The sequence below is a fragment of the Allobosea sp. genome (assembly GCF_017308075.1).
GTDB lineage: Bacteria > Pseudomonadota > Alphaproteobacteria > Rhizobiales > Beijerinckiaceae > Allobosea.
Genome location: NZ_JAFKFX010000038.1, coordinates 48,402 through 68,336 on the forward strand (window position 1 = coordinate 48,402; position 19,935 = coordinate 68,336).

The 19,935-nt window shown below is 67.0% G+C and carries 21 protein-coding genes and 1 tRNA gene; 12 read left to right on the forward strand and 10 right to left on the reverse strand.

Annotation, left to right across the window (positions count from 1 at the left end; genetic code table 11):
- The first annotated feature begins 82 nt into the window (after positions 1–82).
- From J0J10_RS19665 to maiA, 9 genes are all read left to right on the forward strand, one after another.
- Entirely contained in the window at positions 83–1,366 is a 1,284-nt protein-coding gene (locus J0J10_RS19665) for a glycosyltransferase family protein (RefSeq protein ID WP_291648465.1), read from the forward strand.
- Between the two features lie 102 nt (positions 1,367–1,468).
- Positions 1,469–2,704 carry a metal-dependent hydrolase family protein gene (locus J0J10_RS19670; RefSeq protein WP_291648467.1) on the forward strand — a complete coding sequence of 412 codons (1,236 nt, stop codon included), beginning with the start codon at positions 1,469–1,471 and terminating at the stop codon, positions 2,702–2,704.
- Positions 2,705–2,737: 33 nt separating this feature from the next.
- Positions 2,738–3,553, forward strand: coding sequence for an ABC transporter permease (locus tag J0J10_RS19675; RefSeq protein WP_291648470.1), 816 nt, complete (start codon positions 2,738–2,740; stop codon positions 3,551–3,553).
- Positions 3,553–4,608 (forward strand): ABC transporter ATP-binding protein, encoded by a 1,056-nt coding sequence (locus tag J0J10_RS19680; RefSeq protein WP_291648472.1) that lies wholly within the window; start codon positions 3,553–3,555, stop codon positions 4,606–4,608. Before J0J10_RS19675 ends, J0J10_RS19680 begins: the two co-directional genes overlap by 1 nt.
- An 87-nt stretch (positions 4,609–4,695) precedes the next feature.
- Positions 4,696–5,742: an ABC transporter substrate-binding protein gene (locus J0J10_RS19685; protein WP_291648474.1), complete on the forward strand. Its 1,047-nt coding sequence runs from the start codon at positions 4,696–4,698 to the stop codon at positions 5,740–5,742.
- 7 nt (positions 5,743–5,749) lie between these two features.
- On the forward strand, positions 5,750–6,622 hold the full coding sequence (locus J0J10_RS19690) for an ABC transporter permease (RefSeq protein WP_365877858.1): 873 nt from the start codon (positions 5,750–5,752) through the stop codon (positions 6,620–6,622).
- A gap of 64 nt (positions 6,623–6,686) precedes the next feature.
- A complete protein-coding gene (locus J0J10_RS19695; protein WP_291638592.1) occupies positions 6,687–6,875 on the forward strand; it encodes a twin transmembrane helix small protein in 189 nt (62 codons plus the stop codon).
- 94 nt (positions 6,876–6,969) lie between these two features.
- Positions 6,970–7,575: an acyloxyacyl hydrolase gene (locus J0J10_RS19700; protein WP_291638574.1), complete on the forward strand. Its 606-nt coding sequence runs from the start codon at positions 6,970–6,972 to the stop codon at positions 7,573–7,575.
- Between the two features lie 123 nt (positions 7,576–7,698).
- Positions 7,699–8,331, forward strand: coding sequence for a maleylacetoacetate isomerase (gene maiA / locus J0J10_RS19705; RefSeq protein WP_291648476.1), 633 nt, complete (start codon positions 7,699–7,701; stop codon positions 8,329–8,331).
- Positions 8,332–8,406: 75 nt separating this feature from the next.
- On the opposite strand, the gene J0J10_RS19710 is transcribed toward maiA, so the two are convergent.
- From J0J10_RS19710 to cpdR, 7 genes are all read right to left on the reverse strand, one after another.
- Positions 8,407–8,664, reverse strand: a complete 258-nt coding sequence (locus tag J0J10_RS19710) for a hypothetical protein (RefSeq protein WP_465247229.1) — start codon at positions 8,662–8,664, stop codon at positions 8,407–8,409.
- A gap of 293 nt (positions 8,665–8,957) precedes the next feature.
- On the reverse strand, positions 8,958–9,704 hold the full coding sequence (locus tag J0J10_RS19715) for an ABC transporter ATP-binding protein (RefSeq protein WP_291648480.1): 747 nt from the start codon (positions 9,702–9,704) through the stop codon (positions 8,958–8,960).
- Positions 9,701–10,705 (reverse strand): FecCD family ABC transporter permease, encoded by a 1,005-nt coding sequence (locus J0J10_RS19720; RefSeq protein ID WP_291648588.1) that lies wholly within the window; start codon positions 10,703–10,705, stop codon positions 9,701–9,703. The genes J0J10_RS19715 and J0J10_RS19720 overlap by 4 nt, the downstream gene beginning before the upstream one ends.
- Before the next feature lie 202 nt (positions 10,706–10,907).
- Positions 10,908–12,023, reverse strand: a complete 1,116-nt coding sequence (locus J0J10_RS19725; RefSeq protein ID WP_291648482.1) for an ABC transporter substrate-binding protein — start codon at positions 12,021–12,023, stop codon at positions 10,908–10,910.
- A gap of 223 nt (positions 12,024–12,246) precedes the next feature.
- On the reverse strand, positions 12,247–12,642 hold the full coding sequence (locus J0J10_RS19730) for a DUF2946 family protein (RefSeq protein ID WP_291648484.1): 396 nt from the start codon (positions 12,640–12,642) through the stop codon (positions 12,247–12,249).
- Between the two features lie 201 nt (positions 12,643–12,843).
- Positions 12,844–12,918, reverse strand: a tRNA-Val gene (locus tag J0J10_RS19735).
- A gap of 134 nt (positions 12,919–13,052) precedes the next feature.
- Complete coding sequence (gene cpdR / locus J0J10_RS19740; protein ID WP_291638577.1) at positions 13,053–13,412, reverse strand: cell cycle two-component system response regulator CpdR; 360 nt, start codon at positions 13,410–13,412, stop codon at positions 13,053–13,055.
- Between the two features lie 293 nt (positions 13,413–13,705).
- Here cpdR and J0J10_RS19745 point away from each other — a divergent pair, with 293 nt between their 5' ends.
- Both J0J10_RS19745 and hisN read left to right on the forward strand, forming a co-directional pair.
- Positions 13,706–14,620, forward strand: coding sequence for an N-formylglutamate amidohydrolase (locus J0J10_RS19745; RefSeq protein ID WP_465247226.1), 915 nt, complete (start codon positions 13,706–13,708; stop codon positions 14,618–14,620).
- Between the two features lie 301 nt (positions 14,621–14,921).
- Positions 14,922–15,704 (forward strand): histidinol-phosphatase, encoded by a 783-nt coding sequence (gene hisN, locus J0J10_RS19750; protein WP_291648485.1) that lies wholly within the window; start codon positions 14,922–14,924, stop codon positions 15,702–15,704.
- On the opposite strand, the gene J0J10_RS19755 is transcribed toward hisN, so the two are convergent.
- Entirely contained in the window at positions 15,609–16,664 is a 1,056-nt protein-coding gene (locus J0J10_RS19755) for an alpha/beta fold hydrolase (RefSeq protein WP_291648487.1), read from the reverse strand. The two genes, hisN and J0J10_RS19755, sit on opposite strands and share 96 nt — an antisense overlap.
- Positions 16,665–16,844: 180 nt before the next feature.
- On the opposite strand from J0J10_RS19755, the gene J0J10_RS19760 reads away from it, so the two are divergent.
- Positions 16,845–17,318, forward strand: a complete 474-nt coding sequence (locus tag J0J10_RS19760) for an Hsp20 family protein (RefSeq protein ID WP_291648489.1) — start codon at positions 16,845–16,847, stop codon at positions 17,316–17,318.
- Positions 17,319–17,529: 211 nt separating this feature from the next.
- On the opposite strand, the gene J0J10_RS19765 is transcribed toward J0J10_RS19760, so the two are convergent.
- Together J0J10_RS19765 and J0J10_RS19770 are read right to left on the reverse strand one after the other, a co-directional pair.
- Positions 17,530–18,321 carry a hypothetical protein gene (locus tag J0J10_RS19765; RefSeq protein WP_291648491.1) on the reverse strand — a complete coding sequence of 264 codons (792 nt, stop codon included), beginning with the start codon at positions 18,319–18,321 and terminating at the stop codon, positions 17,530–17,532.
- A gap of 103 nt (positions 18,322–18,424) precedes the next feature.
- The gene (locus J0J10_RS19770) at positions 18,425–19,483 is read right to left on the reverse strand and encodes a threonine aldolase family protein (protein ID WP_291648493.1); all 1,059 of its coding nucleotides are present in this window, start codon (positions 19,481–19,483) and stop codon (positions 18,425–18,427) included.
- Between the last annotated feature and the right edge of the window lie 452 nt (positions 19,484–19,935).

Below are 19,935 nucleotides of genomic sequence, written 5' to 3' on the forward strand. Positions count from 1 at the left end.
GGCGCTATGGTTTCAGCCAGTATCGGTGCGTTCTCCGTCCCCAGGAGGCCGTCTGACCTTCCAGCAGAGGACGCGACGCGGCATGTCCCTCAGCCTCATCGATGAAAGCGGGGCGCGCCGCGCGCCCGGCAGTCCGCACGCACCGCGGGTCCTGATCTACAGCCACGACACCTTCGGGCTGGGCCATATCCGCCGCTGCCGGGCGATCGCCAACTCGCTGGTCGCGAGCTATCCTCATATATCAGTGATCATCGTCTCGGGCTCGTCGGTGATCTCGAGCTTCCAGTTCGGCGACGGCGTCGACTATGTCCGCATCCCCGGCGTCGAGAAGCACGGCGATGGCCGCTATTCGCCGCATCACCTCAATCTCGATCTCGGCGACACGCTTCGGCTGCGCGCCGAGATCATCAAGCAGGTCGCACTCTCCTTCGATCCGGATGTGGTGATCGTCGACAAGGAGCCACTCGGGCTGCGCGGCGAACTGCTGCCTTCGTTGGAGATCTTGCGGCGGCGCGGCGCCCGCATCGTTCTCGGCCTGCGCGACGTGCTCGACGAACCGGCCATCGTGCATGACGAATGGCGCCAGAGCGGGGCGCTCGATGCGCTCGCCAATGTCTATGACGACATCTTCGTCTACGGGCTCGAAGGCATCTACAACCCGCTCATCGGCCTGCCCAACCAGCAACTCTTCGCCGACAAGATTCGTTATACCGGCTATCTCAAGCGCGCCGTACCCTCGCCGATGCCGCCTTACCGGCATCCGCGCATCACCAAGGGCCCGTTCATCCTGGTGACGCCGGGCGGCGGCGGCGACGGCGCCGGCGTGATCGACTGGGTGATCTCCGCCTATGAGAGCGACCAGACGATCGAGCTGCCGGCCCTCATCGTCTTCGGCCCCTTCATGTCGCGCGAGAAGCGCAAGGAATTCACCGACCGCATCGCCCGTCTGCCGAAGCTGGAAAGCATCGGCTTCGAGCCCCGGCTCGAACTGCTGATGAACCGGGCCCACTGCGTCGTCGCCATGGGCGGCTACAACACCTTCTGTGAGATCCTCTCCTTCGACAAGCCGGCGCTGATCGTGCCGCGCGTCAAGCCACGGCTGGAGCAGGCGATAAGGGCCGAGCGCGCCGACAGCCTGCGCCTGATCGACGTGCTGCACGACCCCGTCCAGAACGGCGAAAGCCAGCGCGACCCGCTGCAGATGGCGCGCGCCCTGTGCGCGCTGCCGACGCGCCAGCCACCGTCTCAGGCCTTCCTGCCGAACCTGCTCGACGGGCTGCCGGCCATCAGCCGGGCGCTGGCCGACAATCTTGCGAGCCCGGTCCGCGGGCGCACCCTAGCCCAGAACGCGATGGCGGCCGGCTGAGCCCGCCGGGAGGCAGAGCTTGCGGTTCTCGCGCATGGCGTGATGGACAAGTGAATTTCCGCCCATAATATATCAGGACTGATCGCTCGGAGGCCGCCCGCCATGACGCAGATCCTGTTCCGCAACTTCGCGATGCTAGAGCCCGCGCTCGGGGAATTGCAAGGCGGCCATGAGATCCTGGTCGAGGGCGAGCTGATCCGCGAGGTCTCCGACAAGCCGATCAAGGCCGCCGAGGCGCAGGTGATCGACTGCGGCGGGCGCACCCTGATGCCCGGGCTGATCGACAGCCATGTCCATGTCATGCTCTCCGAGGTCTATATCCGCATCCTGGAGAGCGTGCCGCTGACGCTCGCGACCGCCCGCGCCGCCCGCCTGATGCGCGGCATGATCGACCGCGGCTTCACCTCGGTGCGCGACACCGGCGGCGCCGACTGGGGCATCAAGGAGGCGGTCGAGAAGGGCGACATCCCGGGTCCCCGCCTGTTCATCGCCGGCGCCGCGATCGGCCCGACCGGCGGCCATAGCGATCCGCGCCGACGCACCGATTTCGGCGCCCGCTGCCATTGCTGCAACGCCATGGCCTATACGATGAACATTTCCGATGGCGTCTCGTCGGTAATCAAGTCGACGCGCGAGCAGATGCGGCTCGGCGCCGACCACATCAAGATCATGATGTCGGGCGGCGTCGCCAGCCCTTACGACCCGCTCGATTCCATGCAGTTCACCGTCGAGGAGGTCACGGCCGCGGTCACCGAGGCCAAGGCCTTCGGGCGCTATGTCTGCGCCCACGCCTATACGCCCGAAGCGATCACCCGCGCCGCGCAATGCGGCGTGCGTGCCATCGAGCACGGCAATCTGATCGACGAGGCTTCGGCCGAACTGATGGCTGAGAACAACATGTTCCTCACCGCCAATCTCGTCGCCTATTACGCGATGAAGGAGCGCGCCGCCGAATTCGGCATGACCGGCGACATGCTGGCCAAGAACGATCTCGTCATCGAGGGCGGCCTGAAATCGCTCGAGATTTGCAAGCGCGCCGGCGTTCCCGTCGCCTATGGCTCGGATCTGCTCGGCCAGCTCCAGGTCGACCAGTCGCGCGAGTTCCTGCTGCGCCGGGAGGTGCTGTCGCCGATCGAGATCATCCGCTCGGCGACGACGGTCGGCGCGCAATTGCTGCGCATGGAAGGCAAGCTCGGCACGTTGCGTGCGGGCGCCTTCGCCGACATCATCCTGGTCGACGGCGACCCGCTGAAGGATTTCGGCCTGTTCCAGGATCAGGGTGCGAAGCTGCCGGTGATCATGAAGGGCGGCGCCTTCCACAAGAACACGCTGCAGTGAGGGAAACGGCCGGCCGATGATAGGGAAGCCCGCTTGACTGCCGCCCGCCTGAGCCTCGGCCGCATCGCGCTCAACGGCGCGGCCATGCTCTCGCTCGGTTTCATCCTCCTGCCGCTGATCTTCGTCACCTGGCTCGCCTTCTTCCGCCAGGAAATCCCCTCTTTCCCGCCGGAAGGCTATTCGCTGCGCTGGTTCTCGGCGGCCGCCGGCAACAAGGCCTTCGTCGACGGCTTCCTGCTCAGCCTGCAGGTCGGCGTGCTCTCGACCCTGATCGGCCTCATGCTCGGCGTGCCCGCCAGCCTCGCTCTGGTCCGGCATCGCATCGTGCTCGGGCCGGCCCTCAACACCTTCCTGCTGCTGCCGCTGGTGATGCCCGGCATCGTGCTCGGCACCGCGACCTATGTCTTCCAGATCGAGACCGAGATCGCCACCGGCCTGCCGGTGCTGGGCTCGGCTGGCGGCCTCGTCGCCGCCCACACCCTCATCGTCATCCCCTGGGTGGTGAAGCTCGTCACCGCGAGCCTGGTCGGCTTCGACCGCACCATCGAGGAGGCCGCGCAGAATCTCGGCGCCAATCCCTGGACGACCTTCTGGCGCATCACCTTGCCGAGCATTCGGCCCGGCCTCGTCGCCGCCGGCCTGTTCAGCTTCGTCACCTCCTTCGGCAATCTGGAGATGAGCCTCTTCCTGGTCGGACCGGGGAGGATCACCCTGCCGATCGCGATCCTGCAATATCTCGAATGGAAGATCGATCCGGCGGTCGCCGCCGCCTCCGTCATCCAGATCGTCCTGATCGGAGCGGCGATGATCGTCACCGACCGTTACGTCAAGCTGAGCCGGGTCGTCTGATGGCGCGTCTGTCGATCGAGCATCTGCGCAAGACCTATGGCGAGTTCCACGCCGTCGACGATTTCAGCATCGACATCGCCGATGGCGAGTTCCTGGTGCTGCTGGGCCCTTCCGGCTGCGGCAAGACCACGACCCTGCGCATGGTCGCCGGCTTCATCCAGCCGACCGCCGGGCGGATCACCATCGGCGAGCGTGACGTCACCAATCTCCCGCCCTGGAAGCGCAATTGCGGGCTGGTCTTCCAGAGCTACGCCCTGTTCCCGCATATGAGCGTCGCCGACAACGTCGCCTTCGGCCTCGAGATGCGCAGGATGGCGCCGGCTGAGCGCGCCCCGCGCGTCGCCGAGGCCCTGCGCCTCGTCCAGCTCAGCGGTTTCGACCAGCGCTATCCGCGCCAGCTCTCCGGCGGCCAGCAGCAGCGCGTCGCGCTCGCCCGGGCGCTGGCCATGCAGCCCGACGTGCTGCTGCTCGACGAGCCGCTCTCCAATCTCGACGCCAAGCTGCGCCAGGAGGTCCGCGTCGAGATCCGCGACCTCCAGCGCAAGCTCGGCCTGACCACGATCATGGTCACCCATGATCAGGAAGAGGCTCTCACCATGGCCGACCGGCTGGTGGTGATGGAGAAGGGCAAGGTGCGCCAGATCGGCACCCAGCGCGAGCTCTACGAGAAGCCGGCCGATCGCTTCGTCGCCGGCTTCATCGGACGCAGCGCCTTCCTCGACGGCGAGATCGCGGCGCCCGGCCGCTTCCGCAGCCAGGGCGGACTCGAGATCGACTGCAGCGCCCCGGCGCTCGGCCCGGCGACATTGGCGCTGCGACCCGAACGGCTCGCCATCGGTGCGCAGGCGGAAAGCTGCACCAACCGATTCCAGGCCCGGGTCGAGCATGTTTCCTATCTCGGTGCCCTGCTCGACATCGATGTCCGGCTGACCGAGCATGACCGCATGCTGCTGCAATTGCCGAACCGGCAGGGCACGGTCGAGCCGAAACCGGGAGACAGGATCACGATAGGCTGGGCCGAAGACGCCGGGCTCGTCTATCCGCGCGAGAGCTGAAACCTGGCTCCGGAAGGCGGCGACCGCTCTCCGGATCAGACCATGTCTCAGCGCTTCCGAGCAGGCGTCCAACAGGGGAGAACAGTCATGAAGTCGATCGACAGACGCGACGTCCTGAAGGGCCTGGCCGCCGGCACCGCCGCCTCCGCCCTCGGCAGCCCTGCCTTGGCGCAATCCGGCGGCAAGGTCGTGGTCGGCACCTGGGGCGGCGACTATGCCCGCCTGCTGACCAAGAACATCGAGGAGCCGCTGCTCAAGCCGAAGGGCATCGAGATCCTGCAGGACCAGGCCGCGGATTCGCCGCGGCGCGCCAAGATGGTGGCCGAACGGCGCCTGCCGCGCGGCACCACCGACATTCAGGGCCTCTCCTCCGCCAACATGTTCGAGATGAACGAGGCCGGCGTCGTCGAGCAGCTCGACTATGCCAAGATCCCCAATGCCAAGAACCTGATGCCGACGATGAAATACCCTTACGGCATCGGGCAGATCTATTCCGGCAAGGTGGTGGTCTACAATCCCAAGCTGATCAGCCCCGCCCCGACCAGCTTCAAGGACGCCTTCGACCCCAGGCACGGCAACAAGATCGGCATCATCGACATCCAGTATCTCTATGTGATCATGGCGGCCTCCATGGCCGCGACCGGCGGCGCCAGCATGATCGACTTCGAAGGCGCCAAGAAGGTTCTGCTCGAGGCCAAGAAGGCCGGCGCCCGCATCTACCCGACCAACGAGGCCTTCGCCCAGGCGATGAAGACCGAGGAGATCGGCATCGGCGTGATGTGGAAGGCGCGCGCCGTGCAGTGGCAGAACGCCGGCATCCCCGTCGAATCCGCCGCGCCGAGCGAGGGCATCCCGCTCTACATCTCCGGCTTCTCGATCCCCAAGAACGCGCCCAACAAGGAGAACGCCTATCTCTACATGAACGCCATGCTGGAGAAGAGCGCGCAGGAGGCCTTCGCCGTCGACATGGGCTATAACGGCACCGTCACCGGCCTCTCCATCGCCCCCGACCTGCAGAAGCGCATCGGCTTCACGTCCGAGGAGGAGAAGCGCCTCAAGGATCTCGACTACGGCTACCTCGCCAAGAACGACGCGGCGATGAAGGAGTGGTGGGACAAGGTCTTCAAGGCGTGAGGCCGCAATGAGCATGACCGCCCCCGAACCCGTCGCGGGCGCCCGCACCAGCCTCGCCGGCATGCTCGTCCTGCCGGCGACGATCCTGGTCGCGATCGGGCTGATCGGCCCGGTCGCGATCCTGTTCCGCTATTCGCTGAACCAGTTCGTTCCCGGCCAGTTCATGGTCGACGGGCTGACGCTCGAGAACTATGTCAAGTTCTTCACCGACGCCTATTATCTCAACGTGCTGCTGCGCACCGTCCGCGTCGCGGTGATCTGCACCCTCGCCTGCCTGATCATGGGCTTTCCGCTGGCCTATGTGCTGGCCCGCACCCAGAGCCGCTTCAAGAACCTCATGGTCATGCTGGTGGTGCTGCCGCTCTTCGTCGGCAATGCCGTGCGCGCCGCCGGCTGGATGACCGCCTTCGGCAACAAGGGCGCCTTCAACGCCTCGCTGCTCGGCCTCGGCCTGATCGACCAGCCGATTGAGATCATGTTCACCGAGAATGCCGTGCTGATCGGCATCGTCGCGGTCAACCTGCCCTTCATGGTGCTGACCTTGCAGAGCGTGATCGAGGGCATCGACCGCAATGTCGAGGAAGCCGCCTTCAGCCTCGGCGCCGGCCCGGTGGCGATGTTCCGGCGCGTGCTCTGGCCGCTCGCTCTGCCCGGCATTCTCGCCGGCACGATCCTGACCTTCATCCTGGCGATGAACGCCTATGCGACGCCGGTTCTGCTCGGCGGTCCGAAATTCCAGATGATGGGGCCGCTGGTCTATGGCCAGTTCGCCCAGCAGAACAACTGGCCCTTTGGCGGTGCCATCTCCTTCATCCTGATGACGGCCACCTTGCTGCTCACCCTCGCCGCCAATCTGATCGTGCAGCGCCGCTATCGCTGAACTGTGGCGCTTCGCCGCCGTGGCGACGCTGGCCAAGGCGAGCCGACAGGACTACACCCTGACGATGAGCTTCTCGTCCATCCTCACTCCGGTCGCGGTCGGCGCCGTTGCGGTCGTGCTGCTGCTTGGCCTGATCAACATGCTGCGCGGCGGCAGCGCCGGCACCTCGCAGAAATTGATGCGCCTGCGCGTCGTGCTGCAGTTCATCGCTATTCTGGTGATCCTGGGCGTGGCATGGTGGCGCAGCGGCTGACGCATCCGGTGGACAGCGCCGCGCCGTCACATTGCGGCCACCACTCTCTGTGCTTCACTAGCTTACCATCTGATTAAGAGAACATCTGCCCGCCATGGTTCGCGTCGCGTCGATAGCCGTTGCCTTCTCCCTCCTGGCCGCGCCAGCCCTGGCGCAGAGCGAAAGCAACGTCTCCCGCGCCTTGGGCTATGCGCCGGCCGGCCAATCGCCCGCCGCCTCCTGGGAAGCGCGCTTCGGCGCCGGCGCCGCCAATCCCGGCGGGCGCGAAAGCGGCCTGCTGAATTTCGGCGGCGAGTTTCTGACCCCGCGCATCGCAACGCTGAGCGATCGCATCGCCAACGCCTTCGTCCCGCGCTTCCATCTCGGCTCGAGCCTCAATCTCAACGGCACGCAATACGCCTATGCCGGCGCCACCTGGACGATCGACATCTCGCAGGCCTTCTTCGTCGAAGCCAGCCTCGGCGCCGCGCTGAACAACGGCAAGACCGGCGCCGTCGTCCCCGAGAACCGGCTGAACCTCGGCTGCAATACCGGAGCACGCGGCGCCGCCTCGCTCGGCTACCGCCTCAACGACCGCTGGAGCCTGATTGCGACGATGGAGCATTTCAGCACATCGAACTGCTCCGACAATCTCGCCGCCGGCACCGGCAGCCCGCGCGGCCCGTCCAATTTCGGTGCCAGGCTCGGCTACACCTTCTGATCGCCTTCACGAGCCCGCGCCCGGTCGCCGGCTGAGAAATTTCGGCGAGCCCGCCTGTCAATCCGCCCCGGAATGCCCGACAACAGGATGCCGGGGCGACCGGCGGCGAGGGACGAGGCGAGCATGATACTGCACGGCTATTTCCGCAGCTCGGCGGCTTGGCGGGTGCGCATCGCCCTGAACCTCAAGGGCATCGCCGTCGAGCATCGTTCGCATCATCTGCGCCATGGCGAGCAGCACGCCCCCGCCTATCTCGCGCTCAATCCCCAGGGGCTGGTGCCGGCGCTCGAGCTCGACGACGGCACGGTCCTGACCCAGTCGCTCGCCATCATCGAATGGCTCGACGAGACCTACCCGGAGCCGCAGCTGCTGCCGGCGACGGCGCAGGAACGGGCACGGGTGCGTGCCTTCGCCCAGGTCATCGCCTGCGATACCCACCCGGTGCAGAATCTCAAGGTGCTCAACCGGCTGCGCGAGCTGGGCCATGCCGGCGACGAGGTGCTGGCCTGGGCCGCGGCGGTGAATATCGACGGGCTTTCGGTCTGCGAGCGCCTGGCGTCCAGGACGGCGGGCCCCTTCTGCTTCGGCGCCGCACCGGGCCTCGCCGATCTCTGTCTGGTGCCGCAGCTCGGCAATGCGCGCCGCTTCAAGGTCGACGTCGCGCAATTCCCGCGCCTGCTCGCAGCGGAAGCCGCGGCGCTCGCCTTGCCCGCCTTCCGCGACGCGGTTCCCGAAAGGCAGGCCGACGCCGAATGAAGCGCAACGGCGGGCAGGGCGAATCAGCACGGTAGAAGCGACGGTCTCACGGAGCCCGAGGATCGCGCAGCGCTGTCACCAGCGCCGATATGGATACCAGCCCGGCCCGTAGAAGCCCGGCCCGTAGAAGCTGGTTTCGAGCCGGGCCCGCTGCGCCGCCGAACGATCGAGATCAAGCGCCATCAGACAATTGGCGAACGGGTCCGAGCCCTGGCGGAAACCATAGGACCGGCAGCGTCCCTCATCGGCGGCGCGCTGCTCCGCCGGCGTGACGCAGCCACCGAGCGCAGCGGCGAGAATCACGGCGACATACCATTTCGTTCGCATGGTCAGTTCTCCGCCTCGGCAAAATGCGCAGGAATGAGACCCGAACACGACGATATCAGATCGGCCACGACGCGCACCTCCCAGTTGCACCGACATTTTCGCCAATACAACGGTTTCTTCTCGCACCGACCCCGCGCCTGAAACATGTGGATTTCGCGCGGAATCACGCCGTCATCCCTGAACAAGGGACGAAGCCGCGCAGCCCCGGAAGCCACTAAAGGGCATCGAATCCATGATGGATCTCGGGACACCGCTTGGCGCCCTGGCGGACGATGGCAGTTCCCCGACGATCGGCACGCCTAGAGAGCCTTGAGCGGCGTCACGATGCGCCGGCCGTCAGCTCCGATCGACATGCCCGCTTGCACGTCGAAGACTTTCGCGACCATGGCCGGCTCGATCACCCGCTCCGGCCGCCCGTGGCAGACGGCGCGGCCGCCCCGCATCGCAACGACGCTGTCGGCGAAACGAGCGGCGATATTGAGGTCGTGCAGGACCACCAGCGTGGTGAGGTCGCGTTCGCGCGTCACGCGGAGCATCGTCTCCATGACCTCCAGCTGGTGACGGATGTCGAGCGCACTGATCGGCTCGTCGAGCAGCAGCAGCGTCGGCTCGGATGCGAGCGCCTGCGCCAGGAAGACGAGCTGCCGCTGGCCGCCGCTGAGCTCGCCGAGATAGCGCGAGGCCAGCGCCACAAGGTCGAGTTCGACGAGCACGGCTTCTGCCGCCGCCAGGTCGCTGGCGCCGACCCGCAGCCCGAGCTTGCCGAAGCGCCCGAGCAGCACCGCCTCAAGCACGGTCAGCGCGGTGCGGACGCCGATATCCTGCGGCATGTAACCGATGCTGCGAGGGCGCTCGCGCCGGCCGTCATAGGCGATCGTTCCGCCATGCGGCAGCAAGCCCGCGACCGCCTTCACCAGGGACGACTTGCCCGAGCCGTTCGGCCCGATCACCGCGAGCACTTCGCCCGGCTCCGCGACCAGGTCGAGGCCGCAGATCACCGCGGTCGCGCCGTAGCGGACACTGAGATCATTCACCGTGAGCCTCACCAGAAGGCCCTCCTGTTGCGCATGATGAGCCAGATGAAGAAGGGTACGCCGACGAGCGAGGTGACGATCCCTATCGGAACGATCGCACCCGGCAGAGCCGTCTTGCTGGCGATCGAGGCGACCGAGAGCAGGAGCGCCCCGTAAAGTGCCGAGGCCGGCAGGAAGCTGCGCTGGTCCTCGCCGACGAGCATCCGGGCGATATGCGGCGCGACCAGGCCGACGAAGCCGATCGTGCCGACGAAGGCGACTGCGACACCGGTGAGCGCCGAGATCAGGAAGAAGGAGCGGAGCCGGAGACGGCGGACATCGACGCCCAGGCCGCGCGCCCGTTCATCGCCCAGCTTCAGCGCGGTCAGGCGCCAGGCATCCGCTGCCAGAACGGGCATGCAGGCGACGAGTACCGCGGCGATGATCCAGAACTTGCCCCAGCTCGCTTTCTGCAGGCTGCCGAACAGCCAGAAGACGATCTGCTGCAGAGCCTCCGGCGAGGCGACGAATTGCAGGAGCGCCAGCAGAGCCTGGAACAGGAAAAGCAGCGCGATTCCCGCCAGCAGCAGCATCTCGGGCGAGGAATCGCGGGTCGCGCCGATGCCATACACGCCCGCGCAGGCGAGGCAGGCGAACAGGAACGCCATCAGCGGGATCGCATAGGCTTCCGGCACGGGCAGCGAGACGCCGAGCACGATCACCAGCGCCGCTCCGAAGCCGGCTCCGGCCGAGACTCCCAGCGTGTAGCTCGAGGCGAGCGGGTTGTTCAGGATCGTCTGCATCATCGCGCCCGAGAGGCCGAGCGCCGCTCCGACGACGAGCGCCACGAGCGCGGTCTGCAGCCTGATCGACCAGACGATCGCATCGACACTGGCGTCCTGCGCCGTTCCGAAGATCGAGCGGGCGACGTCGCGCACCGGCAGCAGCGCCGGCCCGGTGGCGACATCGAGCAGGAGACTGGCCAGTAGGCAGGCCGAACCGCAGAGCAGGACCAGGGTCCGGCGCCAGGCCATCGCCGCGTAGAGCTCGGCAAGTCCCTGTTGCCGGACCTTTTCGCCGCAGGACGCCGTGCGCGCCGCCAGCGGCTCGACACGAGGGGCTCTCGAAAGAGCGAGCGCCGGGCGCTGCGAAGGACAGGAAGAGCTGAAGGACATCGGGCGGGTCCTCGAATGGCGGAACATGGCCCTCCGGCGCCACGCCGGAGGGCCGGGCGCGTCAGGGCCTGAGCGGCAGCATCCATGTCCCGCTGAAGGTGATGGGCAGATATTTTTCGTGATAGGCGCGGAAGTTGGCGGCCGGGTCGACATCGGCGAAGGCTTCCGGATAGAGCCGCTTGCCGATGTACTGCATCGCGACGAAGTCGTAGAGCGTGCGGCACAGGCCATGCTCGATGGCACTGATCTCCCCGTTGCGGACCGCCTTCAGCCCCGCCCAGCCGGCCCGCCCGGCATAGGGCTCCAGGGTCGCCCGGGTCTCCTCTGGCGTGACGTCGTAGCCGGTCCGGACCGCCTTGGCCCGCCCCACCCAGGACGACGACGCCATCAGGATGATGTCAGGGTTTTCGGCGATCACCGCTTCGCCATTGAGAGGCCCCCATGGGCCTGGAATCTTGCCGGAGGCGATGTTGGTCGCGCCGAGCGTGGTGATGATCTTGCCCCACATCGTGTTGTTGTAGGTATTGCCGATCGTTTCCGCGCCGGCCTGGCCGAGCTCGACATAGACCTTGCTGATCGGCGCGCCCGCCATCTTCGCCTTCGCGACCCGGGCGAGGATGTCGCGATGCTGGCTCTCATAAAGATTGGCGAGTTCCTCGGCCCGCTGCTCCCGGCCCATGACCTTGCCTAGCGCGCGTGTCGAGGCGAGATGACGTTCCAGCAGCTGGGTGTTGTAGTCGATGATGACGATCGGGATGCCGGCGCTCTCGATCTGCCCGATCTGCGTGCCGAGCGCCTTGTAGGCCCAGTCCGACAGGAACAGCACGTCGGGCTTGAGACCGATCACCTTCTCGGCGCTGAAGCTGCCATCGTCGCTGTGGCCGATATCCGGCATGGCGGCGAGGTTCGGGATGACGTCCTTGTAGCGCTTGAAGATCAAAGGTCGCCACCCCTCCCAGGGAGCCCGGGAGATGCCGACGACCTTCTGCCAGCCTTCGACGCCCGCGACCGCGGTGAACTCCTCGAAATTGAAGTTCACCGCGACGCGCCGGATCGGCAGGTCGACGGTCACCTTCCGTCCCAGCGCGTCGGTGATCTCGGTCGGTGCAGCGAGGGCCGCCGCGGAGCTCCCGGCCATCGCCAGGGCGCAGAGCAGGAACTTGATGGGCTTGAGCATGTCGATGTCCTCGTGACTCATGGGCGCGCCGTCAGCGGCAGGCGCCGTTCGGTCGGGAGGGCAGCGGGAAAGGTGTCGCGCAGGCGGGTGAACGAGCGCATGCGGCGACGTTCGACCGAAGCTGAAAGCAAGCCGCGACATCGGTCCGGGGGCGTCAGGTCCTGCGCACCCGGCCAGCCATCCTCGCTGCCCCGTCGGGCGCCGCACCGGCGCCCGACTGGCATCAATGCAGGACGGGTGGAGCTCGTGGATTGGCGGGGGAACGCCCCCCGACATAGCCCTGAGGCGTGTCGAGCTGGCGTGCGAACGCGACGCGGTCGACGGCGCGATAGATCACTGGCTCATGCCCGGCCGAGGGCGCACCGACGAAGCCCGCGCCGAGAGCGCAGGCCATCAGGCAACGCTCCATTCTCTCGGCATGGGCGGCATCGGCCCCCTCACCCTGCTGGTGATCCCCGACCGGGGCGCACAAGGTCATGCCGATGCTGCGCGCGATGGCATTGTCCGCGGCATAGGCGCCGGACGCCAAGCCGGTCACGACCGCCTGGAGCACAAGCAGATAGGCGGCCAGAATGGCGACCCATCGACGTCTCGCTGCTCGGTAGCGGTCTTCGGGCACTCGGCTCGCTCCTTCGATTCGAAGCGATAGCATGTCTTTGCAAGCCGCAATATGCGGCAGAACAAACAGCGCGGCGGCGGAGCCTCCTCGCTTCACTCCGCCAACTTGCCGGCATTTTTCGGCGACGAAGGCTTCTGGAGCCTGTCGAAACAGAAAAAAGCCCGGAAGCTGCAATATTCTTGCAGCTTCCGGGCTCGAAAATGGTGGGCGCGACAGGGATCGAACCTGTGACCCCTACGATGTCAACGTAGTGCTCTCCCGCTGAGCTACGCGCCCGTCCGGCCCGGAGGCCTTCTGGAACGAGGCCGGCCCGGAGGCGGCTTCGTTGCGAGTGAGGCGGCTATAACGAGTCGCGCGCCGCCTTGCAAGGCGCTTCGTCGGCTTGTCGCCAAGAAGCGTGTCACGCCCGCTCAGGCAGCCAGCAGCTTCTCGACCTCGGTCACCAATTCGCGCAGATGGAAGGGCTTCGACAGCACCTTGGCATCCTTCGGCGTCTGCGAATCCGGGTTCAGCGCGACAGCGGCAAAACCGGTGATGAACATCACCTTGATGTCGGGATCGAGTTCGGTGGCCCGTCTGGCGAGCTCGATGCCGTCCATTTCAGGCATCACGATATCGGTCAGCAACAGCTCGAACGGCTCTTCGCGCAAACGATTATAGGCGGAAAGCCCGTTATCGAAGGAGGCGACGTCGTATCCGGCATTCTGCAGCGCCTTGACCAGGAAGCGGCGCATATCATTGTCGTCTTCGGCGAGGAGAATCTTCGTCATGGCGCCTGCATCGTCCGTCTTGTTGCGCTGACGCGCGCCGGGCGCAGCCTCCGGCCACACCTGATTCGCTCGCCTCGTCATTCCCTGAAACCGGGCCGGCCGTCCCGCCGCCCCGGACCGCGCCGACCCCAGCCGGCGCCAGCGGCTCTACCACCGGCGAGCGCCTTCCAGGTTCATGCGCCCTTATTAACGCCCAGTACAGTAAACAAGCGATGAACGGCAGCGAGTCTCGCCGTCGCCAGCAGCCGGCTTCAACCCCGGCCCGCTTTGTGCTTCAGTCGTTTGAAATGACCGTGCCCACTGAACATTTTCCGCCGCATCCTGAAAGCGTGATCGCCGAGATCGAGCGCCCGTTCACGCTCCATCAGCCTGCCCTGCAGGTGGTGCCCGTGGTCGTCGACGTTCCCCATGCCGGACGGCATTATCCCGCCGCCTTCGTCGAGAGCTCGCGCCTGCCACTGCGTTCGCTGCGGCGCTCGGAGGACGCCTATGTCGACCTGCTCTTCCGGCACGCGGTCGCCCTCGGCGCGCCGCTGCTGATCGCCGAGTTTCCCCGGGCTTTCCTCGACCTCAACCGCGAGCCCTTCGAGCTCGACCCGCGCATGTTCGAGGGCCGGCTGCCCGGCTTCGCCAACACCCGCTCGCTGCGCGTCGCCGGCGGCCTCGGCACGATCCCGCGCATTGTCGGCGATGCGCACGAGATCTATCCGGGCCGGATCCCGGTCGAGGTCGCGCTGACACGGATCGAGGAGCTCTACCGGCCCTATCACGCCGGCCTGCGTCATCTGGTGAACCGCACCCGGTCCGCCTTCGGCACCTGCGTGCTGGTCGATGCGCATTCCATGCCGTCGACCGGGCTCGACCGCGATGGCCTCGCCAAGGCGGACGTCATCCTCGGCGACCGCTTCGGCACCAGCGCCGCCGGCTTCGTCGTCGAAGCCGCGGAGGAGGCCTTCCGCCGTGCCGGCCTCAAGGTCACCCGCAACCGCCCCTATGCCGGCGGCTTCATCACCGAGCATTACGGCGCCCCCGGCAGCGGCGTGCATGCGCTGCAGATCGAGATCAACCGCGCGCTCTACATGGACGAGACGACGCTCGAGCCGAATGCCGGCTTCACCGCCCTGCAACAGGTGATCAATGCCGCCATGGCGGAATGCTTTGCGCGCTGGAGCGGCTGGCTCGGCGACTGGCGACAGGCGGCGGAATAGACGCCTCTCCGGCGATTCGGCAAGAAAAAGGGCCGCTCACTGGCGTGGCGGCCCAAGTCTAGGGAGGAAACGCCCAAGGAGGGCAACGAAGGTTTGAGGTCATCTCCCCTTCGCAGTGCACAATAGACGCTGCGTCGCAAAAACGCAAGCCCGCCGATGAAACGTGCCTCAGGCATGCAACAGACACAGATCGGCGCGGGCGACGCAGGCGGCTTGTCTTCCGGCCGGGCGGAACGCATGAAGGATTCAGGCGGCGCCCGGCCCCGCAGCAACGGCCGGACAGCGAGACGAGGAAGAGGCGATGAGCGCGGTCGATTTCAGGGAGTTCGTCGCCGGGCTCGCCACCTCGTCCGGCCAGGCGATCCTGCCCTTCTTCCGTTCCATGCACACGACCGAGGACAAATCGGCCGGCGGCAATTTCGATCCCGTCACCGAGGCCGATCGCGCCGGCGAGGCGACGATGCGCAATCTGATCAAGCGCAGCTTCCCTGAGCATGGCGTGCTCGGGGAGGAGTTCGGCACCGAGAATGCCGATGCCGAATATGTCTGGGTGCTCGATCCGATCGACGGCACCCGCGCCTTCATCTCCGGAATTCCGGTCTGGGGGACGCTGATCGGCCTGACCCGCAAAGGCGTGCCGGTCTACGGCATGATGAACCAGCCCTTCACCGGCGAGCGCTTCTCCGGCGACGGCCGCAAAGCCCGCTATGAAGGCCAGGGCGGCCCGCGTGAACTGCATACCCGCGCGACCGCGACGCTCGCCGAGGCGACGCTGATGACCACGAGCCCTCACCTTTTCGCCGGCGCCGAGAAAGAGGCCTATGGCCGTGTCGAGAGCGCCGTGCGCCTGTCCCGCTATGGCTGCGACTGCTATGCCTACTGCATGCTCGCCGCCGGCCATGTCGATCTGGTGATCGAAAGCGGGCTGAAGCCCTATGACATCGTCGCGCTCATCCCGATCATCGAGGGCGCCGGCGGCATCGTCACCTCATGGACCGGCGGCAGCGCCGCCCAGGGCGGGACCATCCTCGCCGCCGGCAACAAGGCCCTGCATCAGGCCGCGCTCGAGCTGCTCGCCGGCTGAAGCCGCCGCTTCCAGCCGCTCGCCGGGGACGAAGGCATCGAAGGCTGCCCAGAACTGGGCCCGGATCGCGTCGCTTTCCATCAGGATCTCGTGACGGGCCGTCGGCAGCACCAGCGCCGAGCCGGTCTTGAGCCTGGCGGCGAAACGCTCGATCGCCGGCGTCGAGACGACCGGATCGCGCCCCGCGGCGATCACCAGCGTCGGCACCCGCACCTCAAGCGGCGCGCGCGGCGCGGCGAGCCGGTCCATCAGTTCGAAGGCGGTCCGGATCCAGCCGACGCTGGGATCGCCGATGGCGAGCTCGCGCGCTGCGGCGGAGAGCGCCGCATTGCGGGCATAGCGTACCGGATCGCCCGTCAGCCGGTTGCCCTCGAACGGCTTGGTGCCGATCGCCGTTTCACCGCCGCCCGGCACGAAGGCCTTGCCGAAGCCGAGCCAGTAGAGCGCGGAAGCCAGAAGCCTTGCCGCACGCGGACGCCCGATCATGGCGATGCCGAGCATCGGCGCCAGCGCGACCAGCCTTGCGACCGGCAGGGCCTGCCGCCTTGCCGCGTCGAGGCAGAGCGCTGCCCCCATCGAATGCGCCAGAGCAAAATAGGGGGCCGGCAGCCGCTCCCGCATCTCGGCGGTGGCGAGAGCCAGGTCGCGCTCATACTCCCTCAGGCGCCCGACATGGCCGCGGCGCGGCCGGTCGGTGAAGCGCTGCGAACCGCCCTGGCCACGCCAGTCGAAGGCGATGACATGGAAACCGCGCCGGCGCAGCTCGGCGATGGTCTCGCTATAACGTTCGATGAACTCGGCCCGCCCCTGCGCGATCAGAACCGTGCCCCGAGCCGGCCTGACGGTCGGATGCCAGCTGGCGAGGCGCAGCCGCGCGCCATCCGCGGTCGGAGCGAACCAGACCTTGCCATGGCCGGGAACGGGGTAGCCGGCGTCGTGGAAGAATTCGGCTTCGGCCATCGGCACGTCCAGCTGGCGGATAAGCTGCTTATGCCCCTCTCGCAGGGGTCTTGAAAAGCCCGAAACCCTCCCCCAGATCAGTCATGCGCAGGCCGGAACCGGCTGCGCGAGACTGCAACCGAGGCCCGCGCTCATGGCGAGGCGGGCTGAACACTCTGTCGCTTCCTCTGGAGGACAATCATGCGTTCCTACGATCTTTCCCCGCTCTATCGCTCGACCGTCGGCTTCGACCGCCTGTTCTCGCTGCTCGACCAGGCCACCAGCGTCGACAATGCGCCGACCTACCCGCCCTATAATATCGAGCGCACCGCCGACAACGCCTATCGCATCTCGATCGCCGTCGCCGGCTTCGCCGAGGCCGACCTTTCCATCGAGAGCAGGGAGAACGCTCTCACCGTCCGCGGCGAGAAGAAAACCGCCGAGGGCGCCGAGAAGCGCGAGGTCCTGCATCAGGGCATCGCCGCCCGTGCCTTCGAGCGCCGCTTCCAGCTCGCCGACTATGTCCAGGTGACCGGCGCCAGCCTCGAGAACGGCCTGCTCCATATCGACCTCGTCCGCGAGATTCCCGAGGCCAAGAAGCCACGCCTGATTCCGATCGGTGCGCAGGGCGCCAAGGTGATCGAGGCCAAGGTCGCGACCAAGCAGGCGGCGTAACCGCCGCACGGCGCGAACTGCGCCCGCCAGAAACCAGAAGGCCTCCCCGGGAAACCCGGGAGGCCTTTTTTCTATGCGAAGCTGGAGCATTTTCGAGCGAAGTGGGCACCGGCTCGCGTGAAGAAAATGCGATAAAACAAAGAACCAGAGCATTTCGCGTTTCAGAGAACCGCGGAGATGCTCTGGGCCTGCGGAGCGCCTCGCCGGCCCCTCAGTTCAGCGGCGCGACCGGCACCATGTCCGATTTCGGCGCCTCCGCCTTGGTCCCCTCGATCCGCACCGGAGGCACGGTGGTGTCGGGCACCGGGATTCCGCTCGGGTGGGCACGAGCCAGCGGCGGCGCCAGCTCCGGCCCGTCGGCATTACGGACATCCTGGGGATTGACCAGCGTCGGCTTGCCGATCTCCTTGGGTGCCACGGCGGGCACGGCGAGCGGCTTTGCCGGCACCGCCACCGGGGCGGCGGGCGCCGCCGGCGAAGGCGGCGCCACGGTCGCCGGAGCGCTCGCCTCGGCCGGCGGCTTCAACTCGGCCGGACGCGGCGGCGGACGCGGAATCAGCCGCTGCGCGGGCCGCTCGATCTGCGGATCGAGCCGGGCGCTGCGCATCGGCGCCCCGAGCACGATCCGGTCGATCAGCTCGCCGCTATAGCGGTCGAGGATCAGGCGAACCCTGGCACCATCGCGGCCGGTGCCGTCGACGACATAGGAGGAACGCGTCGCGATCGTGCGGTCGACCCTGGCGAGTCCGAATTCGCGGGCCGCGACCCGCCCGATCGCGCGCTGCGGGATCGGCGCGGGCGGCAGCGGCGCATAATCATAGCGCCGCTCATAGCCGTAATCGCGCTCATAGCCCCGGCCGTAATAAGCGTAGCCGCCACCGTAATCATCGATCTGGGCCAGCGCCGGGCCGGCCGCAGCCAGGGTCGTGGCGGCGATGGCCAGCCCGGCGAGACGGCGGCGCAAATCCTTCGAACCGCGCTCCGGCGTAGTGAAGAATGCCATGGTCCTGTCCTTGTACGGCAGAATCTCAGGCTTCAGTTCTCGGTAAGGATTACGGCGTGCTTGCGGCACGAATCCGGTCGCAATCCAGTGATTCCCGGGTTTTTCAAGCCTCGGCGATGATCGCCAGCAACTGCTCGACCTCGTCCGGCCTCGTCGCGAAGGAGCAGACGAAACGACCGATCGTTTCGCCGGGCGCCAGCCCCTCTCCTTCCGGCAGCGCCCCGTCCGCCCAGTCCAGGAACTGCACGCCGCGCGTTCTGAGCTGGTCTCGGCGAGCCTCCGGCAGGATCGCGAAGACCTCGTTGGCCTCGCTGGGCCAGGCGAGCCGGATGCTTCCAAGCGTCGCGATGCCGGCGGCCAGCCTGTCGGCCATGGCGTTGGCATGGCCGGCGAGGTCGAGCCAGTGCCCGTCGGCCAGCAGGCCTTCGAACTGGGCGCCGATCAGCCGGCCCTTCGACAGGGTGTGGCCGGCGCGCTTCCGCCGCCAGGGCATCTCGGCCGCGGCTTTCGGCTCGAAGAAAACCACCGCCTCGGCCGCCAGGGCGCCGTTCTTGGTGCCGCCGAAGGAGAGCACGTCGACGCCCGCCTTCCAGGTGAGCTCGGCCGGCGAACAGCCAAGGCGCGCAACCGCATTGGCGAAGCGCGCGCCGTCCATGTGCAGCTTCAGCCCGTGCGGCGCGATCGCCGCCTTCAGCGCCGCGATCTCGTCCGGCCGATAGACCAGCCCGCATTCGGTCGCCTGGGTGATCGACAGGAGTTGCGGCTGCACCTGGTGCAACGAGTCCGGCCGCATGCGCGAAAGCTGGTCCGCGACGACGTCCGGCGCGAGCTTGCAGCCATCGCCCGGCAGGCCGACGATCTTGGCCCCGCCGCTGAAGAATTCCGGCGCCCCGCATTCATCGGCGGCGACATGCGCCTCGTGATGGCAGAGCACCGCCCCCCAGGGCTGGACCAGGCTCGCCAGCGCCAGCGCGTTCGCCGCCGTGCCCGACGTGACCAGGAAGACCGCGACCTCGCGCTCGAACAGATCGGCGAACAGCGCCTCGACCCGCTTCGTCCAGGCGTCGTTGCCATAGGCCGCGGCGAACCCGTCATTGGCAGCCAGCATCGCCTGCAGGACCGGAGCACTCGCCCCGGCGAGATTGTCGCTGATGAAGTTCATGGCACCGTTTCGCGAAAGCAGCTTCGCAGCTTTTGTCGGGGATCGTCCCGGACTGCGCTACCGCTTGCGCGCTGCACGGCCATGCCACCCTCGCAGTTCACGATGAAGCCACAGGAACAACTTCCGGGCTGGCCCAAGCCGGACAATGATGTGAAAATGTCGAAGCGCTAACGCAATTAGCAATAAAATTTCGATGCAGTGCAAAATCGCCGCTTGTGCCCAGATTGGAATTCTGGCAAGTTCGAGACGTTAGGACAGTGATGCTGTCCCATTTTTCAGCGAGCGGCGACCGGCGAGCTTGGCCGGCTGACCGCCAAATGATGGAGCGGAGCATGACGGAAGGCATGGCCAATATCGCCGAAGCCATCCGTGCGCGCGCCGCCCGTAAAACGTCGGCCTGACCAGGCGCGACTGGGCCTAGCAGCCTGCGCGCCTGCGAAGGGCGCGGGCGC

Coding starts and splice junctions, on each gene's coding strand:
- J0J10_RS19665 (WP_291648465.1), top strand. CDS start 83: ATGTCCCTCAGCCTCATCGATGAAAGCGGGGCGCGCCGCGCGCCCGGC.
- J0J10_RS19670 (WP_291648467.1), top strand. CDS start 1,469: ATGACGCAGATCCTGTTCCGCAACTTCGCGATGCTAGAGCCCGCGCTC.
- J0J10_RS19680 (WP_291648472.1), top strand. CDS start 3,553: ATGGCGCGTCTGTCGATCGAGCATCTGCGCAAGACCTATGGCGAGTTC.
- J0J10_RS19685 (WP_291648474.1), top strand. CDS start 4,696: ATGAAGTCGATCGACAGACGCGACGTCCTGAAGGGCCTGGCCGCCGGC.
- J0J10_RS19690 (WP_365877858.1), top strand. CDS start 5,750: ATGAGCATGACCGCCCCCGAACCCGTCGCGGGCGCCCGCACCAGCCTC.
- J0J10_RS19695 (WP_291638592.1), top strand. CDS start 6,687: ATGAGCTTCTCGTCCATCCTCACTCCGGTCGCGGTCGGCGCCGTTGCG.
- J0J10_RS19700 (WP_291638574.1), top strand. CDS start 6,970: ATGGTTCGCGTCGCGTCGATAGCCGTTGCCTTCTCCCTCCTGGCCGCG.
- maiA (WP_291648476.1), top strand. CDS start 7,699: ATGATACTGCACGGCTATTTCCGCAGCTCGGCGGCTTGGCGGGTGCGC.
- J0J10_RS19720 (WP_291648588.1), bottom strand. CDS start 10,705: ATGGCCTGGCGCCGGACCCTGGTCCTGCTCTGCGGTTCGGCCTGCCTA.
- J0J10_RS19725 (WP_291648482.1), bottom strand. CDS start 12,023: ATGCTCAAGCCCATCAAGTTCCTGCTCTGCGCCCTGGCGATGGCCGGG.
- cpdR (WP_291638577.1), bottom strand. CDS start 13,412: ATGACGAAGATTCTCCTCGCCGAAGACGACAATGATATGCGCCGCTTC.
- hisN (WP_291648485.1), top strand. CDS start 14,922: ATGAGCGCGGTCGATTTCAGGGAGTTCGTCGCCGGGCTCGCCACCTCG.
- J0J10_RS19755 (WP_291648487.1), bottom strand. CDS start 16,664: ATGGCCGAAGCCGAATTCTTCCACGACGCCGGCTACCCCGTTCCCGGC.
- J0J10_RS19760 (WP_291648489.1), top strand. CDS start 16,845: ATGCGTTCCTACGATCTTTCCCCGCTCTATCGCTCGACCGTCGGCTTC.
- J0J10_RS19765 (WP_291648491.1), bottom strand. CDS start 18,321: ATGGCATTCTTCACTACGCCGGAGCGCGGTTCGAAGGATTTGCGCCGC.
- J0J10_RS19770 (WP_291648493.1), bottom strand. CDS start 19,483: ATGAACTTCATCAGCGACAATCTCGCCGGGGCGAGTGCTCCGGTCCTG.